General features: G+C 58.5%; 15 protein-coding genes. 8 read left to right on the top strand and 7 right to left on the bottom strand.

Going from position 1 to position 19,125, the window contains the following annotated elements:
• The first annotated feature begins 29 nt into the window (after window positions 1-29).
• From HCN50_RS15830 to HCN50_RS15810, 5 genes are all read left to right on the top strand, one after another.
• On the top strand, window positions 30-1,526 hold the full coding sequence (locus tag HCN50_RS15830; RefSeq protein ID WP_171710563.1) for an AMP-binding protein: 1,497 nt from the start codon (window positions 30-32) through the stop codon (window positions 1,524-1,526).
• A complete protein-coding gene (locus tag HCN50_RS15825) occupies window positions 1,523-2,179 on the top strand; it encodes a TetR/AcrR family transcriptional regulator (protein ID WP_171710562.1) in 657 nt (218 codons plus the stop codon). Before HCN50_RS15830 ends, HCN50_RS15825 begins: the two co-directional genes overlap by 4 nt.
• A complete protein-coding gene (locus HCN50_RS15820; protein ID WP_171710561.1) occupies window positions 2,169-2,942 on the top strand; it encodes an SDR family NAD(P)-dependent oxidoreductase in 774 nt (257 codons plus the stop codon). Before HCN50_RS15825 ends, HCN50_RS15820 begins: the two co-directional genes overlap by 11 nt.
• A 14-nt stretch (window positions 2,943-2,956) precedes the next feature.
• Entirely contained in the window at window positions 2,957-4,867 is a 1,911-nt protein-coding gene (locus HCN50_RS15815) for a flavin-containing monooxygenase (RefSeq protein ID WP_171710560.1), read from the top strand.
• Window positions 4,868-5,396: 529 nt separating this feature from the next.
• Window positions 5,397-6,026 carry a 2-hydroxychromene-2-carboxylate isomerase gene (locus HCN50_RS15810; RefSeq protein ID WP_171710559.1) on the top strand — a complete coding sequence of 210 codons (630 nt, stop codon included), beginning with the start codon at window positions 5,397-5,399 and terminating at the stop codon, window positions 6,024-6,026.
• A gap of 60 nt (window positions 6,027-6,086) precedes the next feature.
• On the opposite strand, the gene HCN50_RS15805 is transcribed toward HCN50_RS15810, so the two are convergent.
• On the bottom strand, window positions 6,087-7,241 hold the full coding sequence (locus HCN50_RS15805; RefSeq protein ID WP_171710558.1) for an epoxide hydrolase family protein: 1,155 nt from the start codon (window positions 7,239-7,241) through the stop codon (window positions 6,087-6,089).
• A gap of 2,108 nt (window positions 7,242-9,349) precedes the next feature.
• On the opposite strand from HCN50_RS15805, the gene HCN50_RS33090 reads away from it, so the two are divergent.
• Window positions 9,350-9,892, top strand: coding sequence for a hypothetical protein (locus tag HCN50_RS33090; RefSeq protein WP_210264972.1), 543 nt, complete (start codon window positions 9,350-9,352; stop codon window positions 9,890-9,892).
• A gap of 68 nt (window positions 9,893-9,960) precedes the next feature.
• On the top strand, window positions 9,961-10,866 hold the full coding sequence (locus HCN50_RS15795) for a hypothetical protein (protein WP_171710557.1): 906 nt from the start codon (window positions 9,961-9,963) through the stop codon (window positions 10,864-10,866).
• Between the two features lie 86 nt (window positions 10,867-10,952).
• Here the strand turns inward: HCN50_RS15795 and HCN50_RS34785 are convergent, their stop codons facing one another.
• The 6 genes from HCN50_RS34785 to HCN50_RS15765 all read right to left on the bottom strand — a co-directional run bounded on the left by HCN50_RS34785 (window position 10,953) and on the right by HCN50_RS15765 (window position 17,426).
• Complete coding sequence (locus HCN50_RS34785; RefSeq protein ID WP_171710556.1) at window positions 10,953-11,501, bottom strand: cold-shock protein; 549 nt, start codon at window positions 11,499-11,501, stop codon at window positions 10,953-10,955.
• 405 nt (window positions 11,502-11,906) lie between these two features.
• Complete coding sequence (locus HCN50_RS15785; RefSeq protein WP_171710555.1) at window positions 11,907-13,040, bottom strand: acyltransferase family protein; 1,134 nt, start codon at window positions 13,038-13,040, stop codon at window positions 11,907-11,909.
• 113 nt (window positions 13,041-13,153) lie between these two features.
• Window positions 13,154-14,464 carry a DUF4910 domain-containing protein gene (locus HCN50_RS15780; protein ID WP_171710554.1) on the bottom strand — a complete coding sequence of 437 codons (1,311 nt, stop codon included), beginning with the start codon at window positions 14,462-14,464 and terminating at the stop codon, window positions 13,154-13,156.
• 15 nt (window positions 14,465-14,479) lie between these two features.
• Window positions 14,480-15,022, bottom strand: a complete 543-nt coding sequence (locus tag HCN50_RS15775) for a dTDP-4-dehydrorhamnose 3,5-epimerase family protein (protein ID WP_171710553.1) — start codon at window positions 15,020-15,022, stop codon at window positions 14,480-14,482.
• A gap of 71 nt (window positions 15,023-15,093) precedes the next feature.
• A complete protein-coding gene (locus tag HCN50_RS15770) occupies window positions 15,094-16,356 on the bottom strand; it encodes a class I SAM-dependent methyltransferase (RefSeq protein WP_171710686.1) in 1,263 nt (420 codons plus the stop codon).
• Between the two features lie 26 nt (window positions 16,357-16,382).
• Window positions 16,383-17,426 carry an NAD-dependent epimerase/dehydratase family protein gene (locus tag HCN50_RS15765; RefSeq protein ID WP_171710552.1) on the bottom strand — a complete coding sequence of 348 codons (1,044 nt, stop codon included), beginning with the start codon at window positions 17,424-17,426 and terminating at the stop codon, window positions 16,383-16,385.
• 321 nt (window positions 17,427-17,747) lie between these two features.
• Here HCN50_RS15765 and HCN50_RS15760 point away from each other — a divergent pair, with 321 nt between their 5' ends.
• Window positions 17,748-19,085 carry a glutamate-1-semialdehyde 2,1-aminomutase gene (locus tag HCN50_RS15760; protein ID WP_283812082.1) on the top strand — a complete coding sequence of 446 codons (1,338 nt, stop codon included), beginning with the start codon at window positions 17,748-17,750 and terminating at the stop codon, window positions 19,083-19,085.
• Window positions 19,086-19,125 lie beyond the last annotated feature (40 nt).

Here is a 19,125-nt window from a genome sequence, read left to right as displayed (position 1 = left end):
GCCGCGGAATTGGCCTCGCTGAACGGGAAATGATCAATCTTTCGAGCTTCATCGCGTTTCATGCCAGGCGAACGCCCAATCGCTGTGCGCTGAAATATCGCGGCGAGGACATCACCTATGGCCAGTTCGACGACCGTGTCCGGCGGGTCGGCGGATGGCTCGTCTCGCGCGGGATCGGTCCTGGCGATGTCGTCGCGGTGCTGATGAAGAACAGCGCCGCCTTCCTCGAACTGGCATTCGCAACCAGCCACATCGGCGCAGTGTTTCTGCCGATCAGCTACCGCCTGTCCGCCGATGAAGTCGGCTACATCGTCGGTAATTCCAGCGCGCGCATCCTGATTGCGGACGAAGAGTTTGCCGGCACAGCCGCCGGCGCCGGTCCGGTGGTCCTCCTCAACGAGGCTGCGCAATCGAATGCTTCCCTCCTCGCGCCCGATGTCGCTGCCGCCCCCATGCATGTGCGGCAATCGCGCGACCTGATGCGGCTGATGTACACATCAGGCACGACCGACCGCCCCAAAGGCGTGATGCTCAGCTACGAGAACATGTACTGGAAGTCGGCCGATCAGACGCTGACTCTGGGATTGAGCGCAGAGACGCGATTGCTGGTGGTCGGTCCGCTCTACCATGTGGGCGCGCTCGACCTGCCGGGGATTGCAGTGCTCTGGCACGGTGGCCTGCTTTCCGTTCACCGCAACTTCGAACCCGCGCAGGCGCTCGCCGCGATCGAGGCCGAGAAACTCAACGCCGCATGGTTCGCGCCGGTCATGACGACCGCGATCCTCGCCTGCCCGACCCGCGACCGCTACGATGTCTCGAGCCTGCGCTGGGCGATCGGCGGCGGCGAGAGAACCCCGGAAGCGCGCATCCGCGCCTTTTCCAATTATTTCAGGAATGCGCGCTACATCGACGCCTATGGCCTGACGGAAACCTGTGGCGGCGACACCTTCATGGAAGCCGGCCACGAGATCGAAAAGATCGGCTCGACCGGCCGTCCTGTCGCCCATGTCGAAATCGAAATCCGAGACGAGGCAGGCCATCGCCTGCCGCCCGGCCAGCATGGCGAGATCTGCCTGCGCGGACCGAAGGTCACGCAAGGCTACTGGAAGGATCCCAAGAGAACCGCCGCTGCATTCTTCGGCGATTGGTTCCGCAGCGGTGACGTCGGCTATCTCGACGAAGACGGCTTCCTCTATCTGACTGACCGCAAGAAGGACATGATCATTTCCGGTGGCGAGAATATCGCCTCCTCCGAGGTCGAGCGCATCATCTACGAATTGCCGCAGGTGCGCGAGGTCGCCGTGATCGGCATGCCCGACGAGCGCTGGGGCGAAAAGCCGGTCGCGATCGTGGTGCTTTCGGATGGCGCCACCCTGCAATTGCCCGATCTCACCGAGCACTGCCGCGCGCATCTCGCCAGTTTCAAGGTGCCGAAGCAGTTGATCATTCGCGACAGCCTGCCCCGTAACCCTTCCGGCAAAGTCCTCAAGCGCGTGCTGCGCGCCGAACTGGAAGCCCACGCATGACGCAATCATCGCAAGCCGCATCGGGCAAGGTGACCAAGCTCAACCGGGTCGAGCGTAACGCCTGGACTAAGCGCAAGATCTTCGACGCCGCCACCAAGGTCGTCGGCAAGTATGGTTACGCGGAAGCTTCCGTCGCCCGCATCACCGAAAAAGCCGGCGTCGCCCAGGGCACGTTCTACAATCACTTCGAGAACCGCCAGGAATTGCTCGACCAGTTGCTGCCGAAGATCGGCATCGACATGGTTCACTTCATCCGCGAGCGCACGGGAACAGCGCATGCGGCCAGGCAGGAGATCGAACGGTTCGGCGCCTTCTTCGATTTCATCCGCGAGGTGCCGGAATTCTTGCGCATCCTCAACGAGGCCGAATATTTCGCACCCGTTGGCTACCAGAAACATCTCGATAATATCGCGACCGCCTATGTGCGCATCCTCAAGCGTGCGCGTCAGGCCGGCGCGATCATGGATTATAGCGACGAGGAGTTCGAAGCCATCGTTCACATGCTGATGGGCGCGCGCGGTTACCTGAGCCGCCGCTACTCCTATGTCGGCGACAGCGTCACGGCCGCGCCTGAGCATGTTATTTCCGCCTACCGGAAGCTGGTTACCCGCGGCCTGTTCACACCGGATAAGGGAAACAGCCATGACCGCTGAAGGCATCGTCCTCGTTACCGGCGGCAGCCGCGGCATTGGCGCGGCGACCGCAACGCTTCTCGCCGAACAAGGCCAAAAGGTCGTGATTGTCGATATTGCGCCGGAACCGTTGGCTGGAACGCGAGTCATCCTGTGGCCTGCGCCTTTCGATGTCGCGAACGAAAGCGCCGTCGTCAGCAGCATTGCTGACATTGAGGCAGCGCATGGCCCGATCACCGGCCTCGTCAATGCTGCCGGCGTGTTCGGCAAGATGCACCGGATCGAGCACGTGCGGATGGAGCAATGGGACCGCGAGGTCAATATCGACCTTCGCGGCACCTTTCTCGTGAGCCGCAGCGTCGGCGTGAAGATGGCCGAGCGCCGTCACGGCGCGATTGTCAATGTCGCCTCGGTTGCCGGCATGACCTCAGGTCCGATTCATGCCTACACCGCCGCGAAAGCCGGCGTGATTCAGATCACGCAGACCATGGCTGCCGAATGGGGCCGTCGCGGCGTCCGTATCAACGCGGTCTCGCCGGGCTTCACCCGCACCGCGGCGCTGGAAGCCGCCATCGCCTCGGGCGCGCTGAACAGAAAATCGGCCGAGAGTCCGACCGCGATGAACCGGTTGGTCGAGCCGATAGAGGTGGCACAGGCTATCGCATGGCTGCTTTCGCCGATGAGCAGCGGCGTCACTGGAATCAATCTTCCCGTCGATGCCGGCTATATCGCCGGCACCACCTGGGCCGCCTATGGCGGTCTGCCGGAAGTATCAGGCGCGTAAACGAGGACACCAGCATGAATATCGGGCTGCCGCGCAAGAAACTCGATCTATCGTCGGCAATCGCCGAGGGTGATATCCGTGTGCTGCTGATGGTGCTGGTGCACATGACCGGCGACGAACGCTGGCTGGAACCGCCTTACAAGCCGAAGCGCGACGTGCGCCTGATACCGGACCCGCATGCCGGCGTGTCCCCGGAAATCCAGGCCGAGATCCGCGCGGCCATCTTGAAGCTGTTTGCGAACGGCGAACCGAAGCCTGTCATCAACGATCCCGGTGACGAACTGATGCTGAAGATGATGCGCGCCACGCTCGGCGAGAACGTCGCGCCGGAATATGCACCGCTGATGCGCGAGGAAATGGGCTTTATTCCCCGTGATGCGCGCTGGAGCAAACCGCCGTCGGACGAGAAGCTGGCGCGGCAGCACGTGCTGATCGTCGGCGCTGGCGTCTGCGCCATCGCGCTCGGCGTCGCTCTTGGCCGGCTCGGCATTCCCTACACCATCGTCGAGAAGAATAACGAGCTCGGCGGCACTTGGTATGTTAATCGGTATCCCGGTTGCGGCGTCGACACGCCGAACCATTCGTACTCCTTTTCATTCGGCCGCCGGAATCAGTGGACGCGCCATTTCGCCCAGCGCCAGGAGTTGCTCGACTATCTCAGGAAAGTCGCGCTCGAATACGACATTCGAAAACATCTGCGGCTCAACACCGAACTGACATCATCGCGCTGGGATGAAACCAAGCAGCGGTGGATATCGACATTGACGACCGCCAGTGGCGAGGAGATATTTGAATCGACCATTCTTGTCAGCGCGATCGGTCAGCTTAACGACCCTCACCCCGCACACTTCAACGGCGAGAAGGATTTCAAGGGCCTGGTTCTGCACTCCGCACTATGGTCGGATGACATCAAGCTCGACGGCAGGCGCGTCGCCGTCATCGGCACCGGTGCTACCGCCATGCAACTAGTGCCGACGATCGCGGATCGGGTAGCCTCGGTCACCGTCTATCAGCGGACTGCACAATGGGCGCGTCCGGTTGCAGGCTACTCCGACCCCATCACCGAAGGAGCGCGGTGGCTGCTAGCGCATCTTCCGTTCTATGTGCAGTGGTATCGCTTCAACATGTTCTGGCGTTATGGCGACGGCCTGCTGCCCTTCCTTCGCAAGGATCCGAACTGGCCGCATCCCGAACGCGCGGTCAATAAAGGCAATGACCGGCATCGCGAGGAGCTGACCGATTTCATCCTGTCGGAATTGAAGGACCGTCCGGATCTGATTGAGAAATGCGTGCCGACCTATCCGCCCTATGGCAAGCGCATCCTGCTCGACAACAACTGGTTCAAGACGCTGACGAAGCCGAATGTCGAACTGGTCACCGACAAGATCGATCATTTCGCACGTGATGGCATTGTCGCTTCAGACGGAAAGTTGCGGCCGGCGGATATCATCGTCATCTCGACCGGCTTCAAGGTCACGGAGATGGCCGCCCGCCTCAACGTCACCGGACGTGGTGGAAAAAATCTGAGGGCGGCCTGGGCCGGCGACAATCCGACCGCTTATCTCGGACTCACCGTACCTGACTTTCCAAATCTTTTCGTGATGCTCGGTCCCAATTCAGGTCCTGCGCATGGCGGCAGCGTAATCTTCCAGTCGGAATGCCAGAGCCGCTACATCTCGGCTTGCCTCATCGAGATGATCGAACAGGACATCGCTGCGATCGACGTCCGTTCGGAAGCGCACGATGAGTACGTCAAGAAAGTGGACGCCGAGCATGAGCAATTAATCTGGACTCATCCAGGCATGACGACCTATTACCGTAACAAGCAGGGGCGGGTTTTCTCGGCGATGCCATGGCGGTTTGTGGATTACTGGGCGATGACTCACGATCCCGACCTACGCGACTACCGCCAAACAAAGCTATGACGCTGTTCCCGGGAACCGGCCATGCCACTTACCGTTGAGGACGGCTTGACACCGGCGAGCATCTGCCGCAGCATTTCACACGCTGCACCTGCCGGAGTCACGGAGCGTTCGGCTCCCTGTTTCGCAGGTATTGGCGCCCCGGTTAAATGATCGAGACGACACGCAGCGAGAGCGGACATGAGGTCCGTTGGCCAACTCTTGGAGAGGAGCATGACGCCACCGGGTCAGACCGGTGACCTTGCTCAGCGCAAGGTCCGGGTGCGGTCGAGGTCATAAGCAGCTGCCAGCCTCATCGCGCCTTCCACAATTCGAATCGATCCGCGGGACTGGAGCGCAAAGGCCACGCGCTGCCGGATCCTGAGACCAAACTGGTGTGTACCAGAAATCCTTCGCCTATAACGAAGATGTAGGGCCCCGCGATGCTCACATGCACCGGGGCCCATTCGTTTTTGAATCAATCAAATGTGTCGCATGGTTCCCTGCGTCGTTCGCATCGCAGATAATGATCCGATCGAAACAGGATCACCCGATGGAAAAACTACGCGTACGAATCTATACCGATTACAAAAGCCCCTACGCCTTTGTTGCCAACAAGCGGCTGTTCGAGCTCGAGGAAATTTGCAGTGTCGAACTCGAATGGCTGCCCTACACGCTGCGCATTCCCGAATTCATGGGAACGGTGGAGGAGCGCACGCCGCATTTCTGGCGCAAGGTGCGCTACGCCTATATGGACGCGCGCCGCTACGCCAACGCGCAGGGCCTAATCATGAAAGGCCCGCGGCGCATCTATGATGCCTTCTATGCCAGCGCCGGCATGTTGTTCGCCCAGCGCCACGGATTATTCCGCCCCTATCACGACACGGTGTTCCGACGGTTCTGGAGCCATGATCTCGAAATCGACGAGCTGTCAGCCATTTCCGGCGTGATTGCATCGCTCGGCGGCTCAGCCGAAGAATTCGAAGCGTACGTCCGCGGTCCCGCACGGCCTGAGCACGACCGCATCATCATTGACGCGGAAGCGCTCGGTGTGTTCGGCGTGCCGACCATGGTCTTCAACGGTGAACTGTTCTGGGGTGGCGATCGCATCGACATGTTGACCGAGCGCATCAGGAATCCGGAATCGATCGCGTCGGCGCTGGGCAGCCGCCATCGGACGTGAGGCGACAGGCCTCGTGCTCTCTTGGCTGGTTTCGCCAACCACCGCGGGAGCGTGCAGCGCCTATGCGGAAGGCTTTCGCAACGTCCGGAAATAATCCCGAATTTCCCGCACGAACAGGTCCGGCTGCTCGAAAGCCGCAAAGTGCCCGCCTTTCGGCATTTCGTTCCAGTGCTGGATATTCGTGTAACTCGCTTCCATCCACTTCCGCACTGGGGTCACGATCTCCTTGGGAAAGACGGCAACACCGGTCGGCACCGTCACCTTGTGCGCGGTCCGGCGTTTTGGGCCGAAGCTCTCCCAATACAAGCGCGCCGATGAAGCGGCGGTCGCCGTCACCCAATAGAGCATGACATTGTCGAGCAGCTCGTCGCGGTCAAAGATATTCTCGGGATGACCGTCGCAATCGGTCCAGGCCCAGAACTTTTCGAGGATCCATGCCGCCTGCCCGCTCGGCGAATCCGTCAATCCGTAACCAAGCGTCTGCGGCCGGGTCGATTGCTGCTTGGAATAGCCGGAATCCCAGTCGGCGTAATGCTGGATGCCCTGCAACGCGCGCGCTTCCTCAGACGTCGGTTGTCCCTCCACATTGGGGCGGATTGACATCGCAAGCGTGATGTGGATGCCGGCACAATGTTCCGGATCTTGCGCGCCGAGCGCGGTGGTGATCGCCGATCCCCAATCGCCGCCCTGCGCGCCGTATCGCGCGTATTCAAGGCGGTCCATCAGCATGGCCCAGCTCGACGCAATGCGATCGACGCCCCAGCCCGTTGTTTTCGGCTTGGCCGAAAAGCCGAAGCCGGGTAGCGACGGGCAGACAACGTGAAACGCGTCGGCGGCGTTGCCGCCATGCGCGGTTGGGTCAGTCAACGGTTCAATCACCTTGTGAAACTCGACCACCGAGCCCGGCCAGCCATGCGTGATGATCAGCGGCATTGCGTCCGAATGCGGCGAACGGACGTGCAGGAAATGAATATCGAGCCCGTCGATCTCGGTCATGAACTGAGCAAAGCGGTTGAGCCGCGCCTCGCGCCCGCGCCAATCGTACTCTTCTGCCCAGTAGCGACAGATGTCCCTGATCCATTTCAGCGGCGCACCTTGGCTCCAGCCGGGCACCAGCTCGGCTTCCGGCCAGCGCGTGCTGCGCAGCCGCAATTTGAGATCGTCGAGGACATCGTCGCCGACGGAAATGCGATAGGGTCTGATTTCAGCGGCCATAGCGATTGATGATGTTTTACCGGGGCGCCTGCCGGCGATATGATCGCGGTGTATCGGACTGATATCAAGTCGCAGGAAGGGACGCCACGTCCGGACAGGCCGGCGGCCGAGCGAGCATGATCCGACACCACACCATAGCTTGCGGCATCTGATGCAATACGGCTATCGTGAACCGGCGCGTCGAGAAAATAGGAGAAAACAATGCGAAGTCTTCGTGCGAGTTTGTATGCAACAGCGCTTTGTGCGACCAGTATCGCGCTGGTTAATTCCGCCGAGGCTCGGCATGTTCGCAGCGACTACGCGACGATTGCTTTTGTCTGCGGAACCGTGCCTTCCCTCGGACCCTATATTTTTCCTGTCGCAAATTGGGAGCCATTCTTTCGACGTCACGTGTACCGTTACGGGCCTATCGCGGCATGCGAAGCGAGAATAGAGGCGCCCAGCGTAATCTCGGTACGCTACTGAGATCTTACGCTACTGAGATCTATTGCCGCTTGCTCGGGATGCCCACACAAGTCGTTGTACCATCCGTTTCGCGGGCGGCCGTGCTGCACGGCCTAGCGGGAACCACCTTCGTGGAAACTCCGTCCGCCGCAGTCGTTACCAGTCCGGTAGTCGAGGCCGGCGGGCTCTCAGCCATGCCGCGAACCGCGGCTGGGGCGGTCGAGGGTTTAGCTTGGCCTGTGACCGGTGGAGACCCCGCTTGGTCGACAACAGCATTGCTGTTGGTGCCGGGCGGGTTGCCGACCCCCGTGTAGCCCCCGATCACGCCACCCGTGGTGGGCGGATTGGTCGCTGGCGAGTTTGCAATAGCCGGATTTGCTCCTGGAGGTGCGGCAGCGCTGTTCGAGGCGGCGTTGTTAGCGGGGGCACCTCCACCGACCGCTCCAGCGGGTGCCCCGCCGCCGACCGGTCCGGCAGGGGCGCCGCCCCCGACGGCTGCGCCACCCGATACAGCCGATGTGCCGATGCCGCCACGTCCGCCACCAGTTCCAGCCGCCCCTGCACCGGCAGCGCCGGAACCTGTTGCGCCGGCGCTTCCACCTCCGGCCGCACCCTGGCCCCAGGCGATTCCGACCGGGAGTGAGGCAATACAGATGGCCAATACGAGTGAACGAGGAAAATGCATCTCAGGCTCCCTTGGCTGGACCTAACAACGGAAGCTGAAGCGACTTTGTTCCAGATTTGCGGCGATTACACGTGCGGCTTTCTGTTGTTACGCACTCAGGAAAACACGTGAATCCGGGATCGTCGCGGCACAATGCATTGCGTAAGGTTGACCGGTTAAGTTAATTCGCAACGATCATTGGCTGCGTCATATTTGTGGGCCATCATCGACACAACGGTATTTCCCAGCAGATCCCCCGCAGCAACGCCATCGGTTTGAACTTCATCTGGCGACTTTGCCTTACAACGAGTGCGCGAATGCCCATCCGCCCCGCCTTTCAGCTGATCTGTGTCCATTGCAATGCGCTCGGAATCATCTTGGACCATGTGGAGAATGCCCCGTCATCTACCCAGATCAGATGTCGTCACTGTGGGGCTCCACGCGGAACCCTTGGAGACCTGCGCAACCTCGCTCAGTCCTACCGGCATGATCTCTATGAGGCGATGGAGCAACGCTGACCGGTTATTCTCGTGCAATCGTTTCTCGATATGGCGGTCGACCCAAAAGAGCTTGGCTGATTTCATTAATAGCGAGCGAGGCTCCTCTAAATCCAATCAAATAACTTTTTAAATCGCCTCGAATATGGTTTAATGCTAAAAATGGCTGCCCGCTTATGGGGCCTATTAGCTATTTGCCCGCCAAATTGACGCTTTGGCGAACTGGGCACCTGTTTACTGCAGGACTGATGTCGAACGGACGGGTTTCGAAGATACCGCTACGATTGGCTGTCACCGCCACTCGATCATTCGTTTCCCGCTCTAGCTTCAACAGGCTTGAACGTTTGGTCTTACGATGCCTGGCTTGATGTGGTCGAAATTCAAAGGCGCTTCTACATCAAACGCCGTCGCTGTTCCGGAATACGTCCGCGGCTTTGTTGAAGCTACGCGGGGCCGGCGGTGCAGCGCTCTGCGCGGCCGAGCCAGCCACGGAGGAAGTGGGCATGGAAGTTGTCGGCTTGATTAATTGGACCATCCAAAAAGCCCAAGGCTTGAAAACCAAATCGAACGATCACGACCGCGGACCTTCTCGCGAATGGTTGCTCTCAATCCTCGAACCCCAACCTGCGGCGTCAACCAAGCTGGAAGGGCGCTCAAACGACAATCTTGCCAATTCACGAAACACTCCTGTCGCCGCTGGGGACAGGATGGAACGCCGATCTTGCGAGGTCGCACCCATCGCGGACCATATGTCAAGCGTTCCCTTTACTACGTCAGAAGGATTCGCGGCGACTCCGGAGGCCCAGAATGAGGGATCAAAATCCAGCCTTCTAAGGGCAATTCTAGAGCCGCGCATCCACACTGCCCCGGAAATTCGCGATCGAGCGATCGTACTTCGGTGGGTATTGAGGGACATCAAGAGCGACCGCGCAAAGCTATCGCCGATCAGTCCGGAAGATCTGCGCGCGTTGATCGAGCTAGATCTCGTCGAAACGCGTGGTGATGGGATCGTGCTCACCACGAGGGGCGCATCCGCCGTTTCCTGATCATTCTGCCGGAGTTCACTGTGCCAACTTCCCGAGTCCTCGTCCGCTCCCCCGCCAGAAAGCGACTGATGCGCAACTTTTTGACGCTCTCAAAAATGCGATCTGGTTCGTCAACAGTGGCTCGGCCGAAGGGCACCAAAAAGCGCCCGTTCCAGAAACCTCCCGCACGACCCATCGACGCCATGGCTGTGGCAAGCAAGAATCGGCTCTCCCCGGCAAAGCTTCGGTCGAAAAAGGTCAAGAAGCTCGCCAATGGCAACTCGGGTCGTTCGGACAAATTCAAGCAACCGCGCGCGAAGGCCGCAGGGGTGCCAGGAACAAGCTGTGCGCCCCACAGGGGTCCCTTCCACGTCCGGGCACTGCGGGCGCATCGTAGGGTCGCGCAACGGGGCCAATCGCAGATGGATGGCGGCAGGAGCCATGATCCTTCCGTCGAGAAACCCGCTGCAGCACTGAATGATGTGATCGCCAAGAGTTTGGAGATCATCGACCAAGTCATGATAGAGACTCAGCAACTTGCGCAAAAGCCCACCGAAGTGAGTTCGCAGGGTGACGCATCAACGCAGCCAGCGCCCATCGAGCCCGCATTCGAAGTTATTTGCCCGCCAGCTCAGTCAATTGAAATTGCGGACGCAGCCAAAAGGCAGGATTGGTTTGCAGGGTCGGCGCAATCCAGTGCACCAGTGATCGACGTGACGGATGCGATGCCGGCGAAGGAAGCGCAACCGGACCAAGTTCGAATTACTGCACCACAGCTCGAACTAGCGATCGCAGAAGCGACGAAGATGGCTGGGCCGAGTTGCGCGGAATTCGTTGGCGTGGTTGTCCGGCACGTGAAACCGAAATCACCCGTTGATCCTAATTGGGCGCTGCGGGGGGTCAAGTTCGGCAGATCTGATCGAGCGGCAGTCAATGAGGCATTGACAACTATCCTCGAGCGGATGCAACGAGAGTTCAGGCTGTCCGACGAGTGATCTTCGCGCTAGGCTCAGCGGCGCTGGTCCCCAGTCGACTGATTGCGGATCTCGGTGTCTTCCTTCGGCGCTCCTTTGGTATCTGCTCAGTCCATGAGTTGGTACTCACGCTGCAGTTCATTCAGACAATTGGAGAGCGCGACAGAGCACTTGGTGCGGTCGGCATTTCCATATCTTACACCTTTGACAGCCCAACCCGCTTCACTACGTGAATTCGAAATAATCTTTTCGATGATTACGCCCACGAAGGGTTTGCACTCCGAATGGCTGGTCCTGACAGCCTCGGCCAGCACCTGTTCCAAATCAGCGCGAGAAATCCTCTTGCGGCTCACAGCCGATCGATTGGAGTCCGCAGGACTCGAGCCAGGGGACACATCCTTTGGGGTTTGTTCCTCCTGAGATTGAAATCGATCCTGCTCCTCCAGTGCGTCTTCTTGAACCCGCAGGTTCCTTGCCGCCGGCCTCCCTTGATTGTCGTAGATCTCAAAGTGGACCTTCTGGCCTTTCCGCAATCTCTTGAGACCTGCCATTCTCAGCACTGAAGCGTGCACGAAGACGTCCTCTCCTCCAGATTCTTGCTGGATGAAGCCGTAGCGCTTCGCAGGATGAAATAACCGTACGAAACCCGTAGCCATGCTCCTGCCCCAAATCAACTGCGCAGCAGCGCTGTTTCCGCAGAACACAACGCAATGCGGCCGGCATACTGCGGGAGCGGTACGCCGGCGTACTTCGAAAACGACGGCTATGACTTGTGGCGATTTCGAGCGCGATTCCACCGCTTGTCTGGTTGCTTTTTGCGCTCACCGACCGCGGTGGAATTCTGAACTTCAAGAAAAGTTCTCGAATCTCGTCCGAGATCGTCAACCAACTAATTGAGTTATTAATGTTTTCCCTAGTTGCCAGCACTCACCAACCATAGTCCGACTGCAATCATATTAGACGATCACACGCGAGGGTGGAACTGCCAAAATTTAATTGTATTGTCTTTTAATCGTCGAAGCGCTGCTTCTGGTTTTGTGTCCTGCAAATTCGGCGCCTATTCAAGGCCCCTTTGCCACGATCATTCTCGCCATCCGCGGTCTGCGCTGTCGGTCGATACACCGCATCAAAGGACGCTCGATCGCGGCGTAGACCACCATCCCCAGCGCCCAAGCCGCTCCAAGGAAGACAATTCTCGCGCCCGGCACCCCGAGTGTGGGGAATAATCGAAGCCCGCGCAGAATGCTCGCCACCAATGCAAGGGCGAACAAATGGGACACGAACACCGAATAGGATGCATCACCTAGCTTGCTGAGTAAGCGACATTCCGGCCACCCCCACTGCTTCTCGATGGAGACACATACGAATAGCAATGCCGCGTCGGCCAAACCCCAAAAAAGTGCCCGCTCCGCGCCCTCTGAAACGTTCTGCAGAACACCCGTAGCAAAGATCGACACGCCGACGAGGAACACCGCGGCGATGATCCACGGCGTCTCATTTCTTGCAAGGAATATCCAAGCAACGATCATGCCCAGCACGAAATCCAGCGCCACTGTCGCACCGTAGAAATTGAGCAGATGACTCTGATCTCGGAACAAAGCCTTCAATACCACCAGTGCACAAAGTACCGCGCTCACCGCAAAGACACGCTTTCCGCTCGTCAGGAACAACAGTGAGCCAAACAACAGATAGAAGAATGCAAAATGGTTGAGCACCCAACCCGGAAAGAGAAATGGTCGGTCAATCCCAAGAACCGGATGCGGATATGGAATGAAAACCAGTGAGAGCAGAAAGTGCCAGAAATCGCCCTTCGTCGTCAGCAGGTAGCTGGGCGCGACCAAAAGAATGCCCAGCATGAGAAACGTGAATAACCAGTAGAGAGGCGCGATGCGAGCGAAGCGGCGGTACAAGAATGCGCCGAGCGTGTCTTTCCGATTGTGGCTTGTATAGACCAGAACGAAGCCGCCGATAGCAAAGAATAGGTCTGTCCCTGCGGCACCAAAACCCAGCGAATGCTGGTGAATCCCGTCCGTCAGCCGTGTGATCTGCAGCTCTGTGTGATAGAGCACGATGAGAGAAGCAGCGACGACCCGCAGATGTTGCAGGCTTTGAAGGGTGCGGCCGACATGGACAAGCTCGATTCTTTCGGGACTATCAATAGCCGGCCTGCTCTCAGCAGACCCATCGGTACTCATTATACGCTTCCTAATTCGTTGAAGCTTGCAACTATTAATGCACTTCCCAGAATTACTTTGGCCGGTCATTCAGCGAGCCGGCCATGTGCCTGCTCGCCACCAAGGTCAAGTCATCAAATAGTTTCTCGAACGAGCGAGGCCTCCAGTGCGAGCCGCGCGGCCGTTTCAAGGCGCGCAAACGGAACGTCGGCGCGGATCGCCATGTCGAGTAGACTGTGCTTGCCGTCTGCAAGGTTCAGGAACCACAAGAGATCCATTTGTGTGGCCCCGCCGGCCTCGCGCTGCCCTGCGACGGCCCTGTAAAGCCCGCGACGTCCGAGCTGAGGTTCGCCCCGACCATCCACACGTTCAAACGTGCGATTCTGATCAAGAAGATCTAGGATCGACTCAATCAGAGCGTAGGATTGGTCGAGAGCTTCCGGCCTTACGAAATCAAGATTGTCGGCTGAAGTGTGATATTCGGGGAAAGTCCCATGTACGCCGCGCATTAGGCAGCCAACGGGCAGGTCAAAGCCGGGGGAGCAAAACTGCCGCTCGTCATATCCATAGGGATTGAACGGCATCACCTCGTACTGATGGCCGGAATGGCGCAGGACATGCGCTACGGCGCGATCGATGATCGCCCCGCTCCGGCTCTGCTTGTAGTGGAATCCGCTGGAGTCGCCGAGGCAGGTCAGAACCAGGCCATGTCGGATCCTGTCGAGTTTCGACTGATTTCGATCCAGCCATATAATGGCACCGATGGTGGCCGGAAGAAAGAGAAAGCGATATCCTAACCGATGCGTTCGTCGCGCCTGCCGCATGGCGAGGGCGGTCATCACCGCAATTCCCGATAGATTGTCGTTGGCGAGACTTGGATGGCAGATATGGCAAGTGATCAGCACTTCTTGAGTGCTTTGACCAGGCAGAAACAGTTCACCATAAGTCAGCGATCCCGACGATAACTCACTATCGATTTCGACGCGATAGTGCTCGTCGGTCATGGACTGCCAAAGCTTGTGGGAAAGGCAGAAGCCCCAGTCGTCGGCAAAATACCCGGTGCGGTACGGGATGAGGTCAGGCTGATCAGGTAATGTATGAACGTGCTGCGCAAGCTCGGCGCGGCTTATTACACCTTGCACCGGCTTGCTATAACCCAAGACGTGAAGATTATTGTCGGCAAAGTCGACCAGACGACGCCCGGACACGGTAGAGATCGAGCCGCTGCGAATATTCCACTCCATGGGCACGGTCCAGTCGAGCACCGCAGTCCCGGTCGCAACCTCATTGATCTTCAGATCGATATGGCGAGCGACAACACCAAGCGTCTCGCGAACGCCTGCGCCCGTAAGACTGCGATTGATCGGAAACAGCTCCGTGACGAGACCATGGAGGTCGATCGCGGGCTTTCGATCCGATACCGATGATTCCAGTCTATCCGGCATCCTGCTTTCAGCACCTCACCACAGCTTGCGTTCTGAGAGGAATGGCCAGGCGGCATCCCTGGCTGACAGCATCGTTACCGGCTCTGGCCACTTAATGCCGACCATAGGGTCGTCGTGCCGAAATCCATCAGAAAGCGCCTCGACATATTCCGTTCCCATCAGGTATTCGACCGTCGAGTTGTCCTCCAACGTCTGGAACCCATGAGCGAAGCCTGCCGGGATGTAGAGCATCGTTGCGGAAGATGGTGCGAGTTCGCTGACGAAAATCTGTCCCCGCGTCGGAGACTTCGAACGCACGTCAACGATGACATCGTAAATGCGACCCGCCGTGCATCGAACGATCTTCGCATCGGCCTTCGGGTCTCGCTGGAAATGCATTCCGCGAATGGTTCCTCGAACTCGGGTGAGCGAGCTATTGCCCTGGATGGGGCGGAAGTCGATCCCCTGCGCCGCAAAGCTATCGGCACACCAGATTCGCGTGAAGCTGCCGCGCTCGTCAACACGAGGCGTCAATTCAATCAATCGCGCATCCGATTCACCAAGGGCAATGAACTTCACGGCTCGGAACCTCGCCATAAGATAAACAATGAGTGATCCTGACACGCTCCGCGAGAAGAGCTCTGCAGCAGTCAGCTTTCAATGGTTGCTTTTGGAACAGGTACGATAAACCGCCCTCCCCACGAACGGATTTTCTCCATCTGCGCTTTGATTTCCTGCTTGATATTCCATGGCAGAATAAGAACGTAGTCCGGCTTGGCCTCGAAGATTGCTTCGGGAGGCATGATCGGAATGCGGACGCCTGGAAGATAGCGACCCTGCTTGGAGGGCGCGCGATCGACAGTAAAGTCGATGAAATCGATTCCAACGCCGCAATAATTCAGCAGCGTCACAGCCTTCGCAGGCGCCCCGTATCCGACGATGGTCTTCGACTGCCGCTTGAGCGAAACCAGCAGTTCCAGGAGGTCGCGCTTTGTCTCCTTCACCGACTCGTTCCAGGCGATGTATATGTCGTCCTTATCCAGGCCGTAGGCGCGCTCTTTCGCCAGCACTTCCGCTACCCGCTGGCTCTCGGGGTGCGATGCGCCGTCGTGGCAGACGAAGAACCTGATCGAGCCGCCGTGCGTCTCGGGCAACTCGACGTCAAACACTCGAAGGCCTGCCTTGGCGAAGATGCGCTGGCCTGCGATCAGAGACAAATATGAGAAATGCTCGTGGTAGATGGTGTCAAACTGGTGCCGCTGCATGAGCGTCAACAGATGCTGTACCTCAAACGTAGCCACGCCACTGGGCGCGAGCAACACCCTGGTGCCTGCGACGAAATCATTGATGTCGGGCACGTGCGCCAGCACGTTATTAGCGGTGATCAGGTCCGCGACCCAACCCTCACCGCGCAGAGTTTCGGCATACTTCTGTCCGAAAAATTCAATGCGCGTTTCGATGCCCTTCTGGCGCGCAGCGACCGCCACGCTTTCGCACGGCTCGATCCCCAGGCAGTTGATACCCTTTGCGATCGAATACTGCAGCAGATAGCCATCGTTTGAAGCGATCTCGACGTGCCGCGAGCCGGCGCCAAGATGAAATCGCTCGGACATATAATCGACGTATCTGCTGGCGTGGCCCAGCCAAGAGGACGAGTGCGACGAGAAATAGGCATAGTCCGCGCGGAAGATGTCCGAGGCCGCCAGCAAGTCGCGGGTCTGTACCAGGCGGCACTCGTTGCAGACGAACGCCTCAAGCGGATAGAACGGCTCCGCCTTCATGTAGTCAGCCGGCTCGACGTAGTCGTTGGCGACCGGTGATAGCCCAAGACTGATAAGCTTGAGCACCAGGTCGTGTCCGCAGTGACGGCATTTCGGCGCAACGCCGGGCGTGGCGGGGATACTTATATTCATTGGTACTTCCAGTCTGCGAACCGTCGTCAGATTTTGTTCCATTCCAGGTTTTCACTGAGACGTCCACTGTCGATGTGGTCTTGCAACACCTTCAGGCGCATCAGGTCCGATGACCGAAATTCACCGTCTTTGAAGTTCATTTTGTTCAGGCCGGCGATCAGGTTCTGGATCGATTGATCAAGGCTCACGACGGGCTGATGACTCGGCGCCAGGGAACGAAAGAGCCCAAAATCGACCTTGTAGGACCGACTATCGACCGGCGCCGAAGTATTGATCGACACCTCGGTGCCCGGTACCGCCTTTGCGACCGCATTGGCCAGATCCCTGACCTGATAGTTGCGATCATCCGATCCCGCGTTGACGGCCAGATATCGACCTCCACTACCGGCAGGTCTATCGATTGCCCATTCAATAGCGCGCGCCATGTCGGCGACATCAATCAGCGGACGCCACGGCGAACCATCGGATAATACGCTAATCAGTCGCCTGCTGATTGCGCAAGCGACGAAGTCATTCAGAACAAGGTCAAGCCGAAGCCGGTCCGACATACCACAAGCGGTTGCGAAGCGAAGACAGGTCACGGTCATGTCGCTGTCAATGGCAGCGAGCTCTTGTTCGGCACCGATCTTCGATTTGGCGTAAGCCGTGATCGGATTGAGCTGATCAGTCTCCTTGCGAGGTGGACCGTCGGCGATCCCGTAGACACTGCAGCTCGATGCAAACACGAAGTTCTTCACACCGGCGGCCGCGGCCGCCTGCGCGATCGACACTGTCGTCTTTTGATTGATATCGAGCGTCACCGTCTGGAATTTATTTCCCATCGGATCGTTGGAAATGGCGGCGAGTTGGACGACGGCGTCATATCCGGTCAAATCCAGGGAGACGTTGCGCACGTCGCCGTAAAATTGTTCGTCAAGGTATCGTTCGGGGACAACGGAAGAGCCGGTCAAGCAATGCGCGAAATAGGCATTGTCGAATCCGTGAAGCGTCGCATTCGGGCGGTGTGACCGCAGGTACTTCGCAACCGCGGGACCCACGTAACCCATGTTGCCGGTAATCAGGATTTTCAATGGACTTACCTCTAACAACAGGGATGGAAATCCGAAGCCATCTCTTAGCTATTTCTTTTACGCCATTTCCGGCCCGGATCGCACCTTTTGTCCGATTCAGGTTAATTGGCACCAATATGCATGGCGCCCAGTTCCACATTGTAAGTCCTGCTTTTTGGACGTAAAATAAAGATATTAATTGAAAGGCCGGCTGCGGCAAGCACGTCATTCTACGGAGACTGCTGATCTCCTCCATCGGTCGATCACGTGCCAATTACAGGCGACTAGGTCGCGGACTGGCAATATAATAGCGCGAAATGAAATTATCCGAGAGGGATTTCCTTGAATTTACCAACCAAGCCCCCCTTTGCGCAAATCTTCGCAACCTCGTCCAAAATGCAGGCCCGAGCTCATGCCGTGATTCCGGGCGGCGCCCACACCTATGCCAAGGGCGACGACCAGTACCCCGTGCTTGCGCCCGGATTTCTGGCGCGAGGCCAAGGCTGTCACGTTTGGGACGTCGATGGAAACGAGTTCATTGAATACGGGATGGGCCTGCGCGCGGTGACACTGGGGCATGCTTACGCGCCCGTCATCGAAGCAGCCCATCGCCAGATGCTCCTCGGTGAAAACTATACGCGCCCTGCCGCCATCGAACTGGACTGCGCCGAACAGTTCCTGAGCCTGATCGAAGGCTTCGATATGGTGAAATTCGCCAAGAACGGATCGGATGCGACCACCGCGGCGGTGCGATTGGCGCGGGCCTATACGGGGCGCGATCTGATTGCCAGATGCGCCGATCAGCCGTTCTTTTCGGTCGATGACTGGTTCATCGGAGACACCGCAATGTCGGCGGGCATTCCGAAAGCCATCCAGGAACTCACCGTTCAGTTCCGCTACAACAATATCGATAGCCTTCGCTCGCTGTTCGAACAGAACCCTGGCCGGATTGCCTGTGTCGTTCTCGAGGCAGCGACAGCCGTAGAGCCGGAGCCTGACTTTCTCCGGTCGGTGCAAGAGCTCTGTCGCTGCGAGGGCGCCGTATTCATTCTCGATGAAATGATCACCGGCTTCCGATGGCATAACGCTGGCGCCAAGAAAGTCTATGGCATCTCGCCCGATCTCTCGACATTCGGCAAGGGCATGGGCAATGGCTTCTCGGTTTCGGCTCTGGCCGGCCGCAGGGATATCATGGAACTCGGAGGTTTGCAGCACGACCGGGAGCGCGTCTTCCTGCTGTCCACGACACATGGTGCCGAGACCCACTCTCTCGCCGCTGCGATCGAGACGATGCAGATCTATCGTCGCGACAACGTCATCGAGTTTCTCTACCGGCAGGGAGAGCGGCTGCGAACCGGCATTAATCGCGCAATCGACTCGCTCGGCCTCAAGCGAAGCTTTGAGGTACTTGGCCGCCCCTCGAACATGGTCTACGCGACGCGCGACCAGTCGCAGCAGCCTTCACAGGCATTCAGGGCGCTTTTCCTTCAGGAAACAATTCGGCGTGGCTTGATCATGCCTTCCCTAGTCGTGAGCTTCTCGCACAGCGACGCAGACATCGATCGAACCATTGAAGCGATCGGAGAAGCACTCCAGGTGTACCGGCGGGCGCTGGAAGACGGCGTTGAACGCTACCTGATCGGTCGGCCGGTCAAACCAGTGTTCCGAAAATTCAACTGAACGCGCCGGGCAATCGACCACGGCACGTTCCTACCCGCCG

Source organism: Bradyrhizobium archetypum (assembly GCF_013114835.1).
Classification (GTDB): domain Bacteria; phylum Pseudomonadota; class Alphaproteobacteria; order Rhizobiales; family Xanthobacteraceae; genus Bradyrhizobium; species Bradyrhizobium archetypum.
Note: the sequence above shows the minus strand (reverse complement) of the source record. Positions and strands in the feature narration are given on the sequence as shown.

Coding starts and splice junctions, on each gene's coding strand:
- HCN50_RS15805 (WP_171710558.1), bottom strand. CDS start 7,241: ATGGCCGCTGAAATCAGACCCTATCGCATTTCCGTCGGCGACGATGTC.
- HCN50_RS15830 (WP_171710563.1), top strand. CDS start 30: ATGATCAATCTTTCGAGCTTCATCGCGTTTCATGCCAGGCGAACGCCC.
- HCN50_RS15795 (WP_171710557.1), top strand. CDS start 9,961: ATGCGCAACTTTTTGACGCTCTCAAAAATGCGATCTGGTTCGTCAACA.
- HCN50_RS15825 (WP_171710562.1), top strand. CDS start 1,523: ATGACGCAATCATCGCAAGCCGCATCGGGCAAGGTGACCAAGCTCAAC.
- HCN50_RS15780 (WP_171710554.1), bottom strand. CDS start 14,464: ATGCCGGATAGACTGGAATCATCGGTATCGGATCGAAAGCCCGCGATC.
- HCN50_RS15770 (WP_171710686.1), bottom strand. CDS start 16,356: ATGAATATAAGTATCCCCGCCACGCCCGGCGTTGCGCCGAAATGCCGT.
- HCN50_RS33090 (WP_210264972.1), top strand. CDS start 9,350: ATGGAAGTTGTCGGCTTGATTAATTGGACCATCCAAAAAGCCCAAGGC.
- HCN50_RS15820 (WP_171710561.1), top strand. CDS start 2,169: ATGACCGCTGAAGGCATCGTCCTCGTTACCGGCGGCAGCCGCGGCATT.
- HCN50_RS34785 (WP_171710556.1), bottom strand. CDS start 11,501: ATGGCTACGGGTTTCGTACGGTTATTTCATCCTGCGAAGCGCTACGGC.
- HCN50_RS15815 (WP_171710560.1), top strand. CDS start 2,957: ATGAATATCGGGCTGCCGCGCAAGAAACTCGATCTATCGTCGGCAATC.
- HCN50_RS15810 (WP_171710559.1), top strand. CDS start 5,397: ATGGAAAAACTACGCGTACGAATCTATACCGATTACAAAAGCCCCTAC.
- HCN50_RS15785 (WP_171710555.1), bottom strand. CDS start 13,040: ATGAGTACCGATGGGTCTGCTGAGAGCAGGCCGGCTATTGATAGTCCC.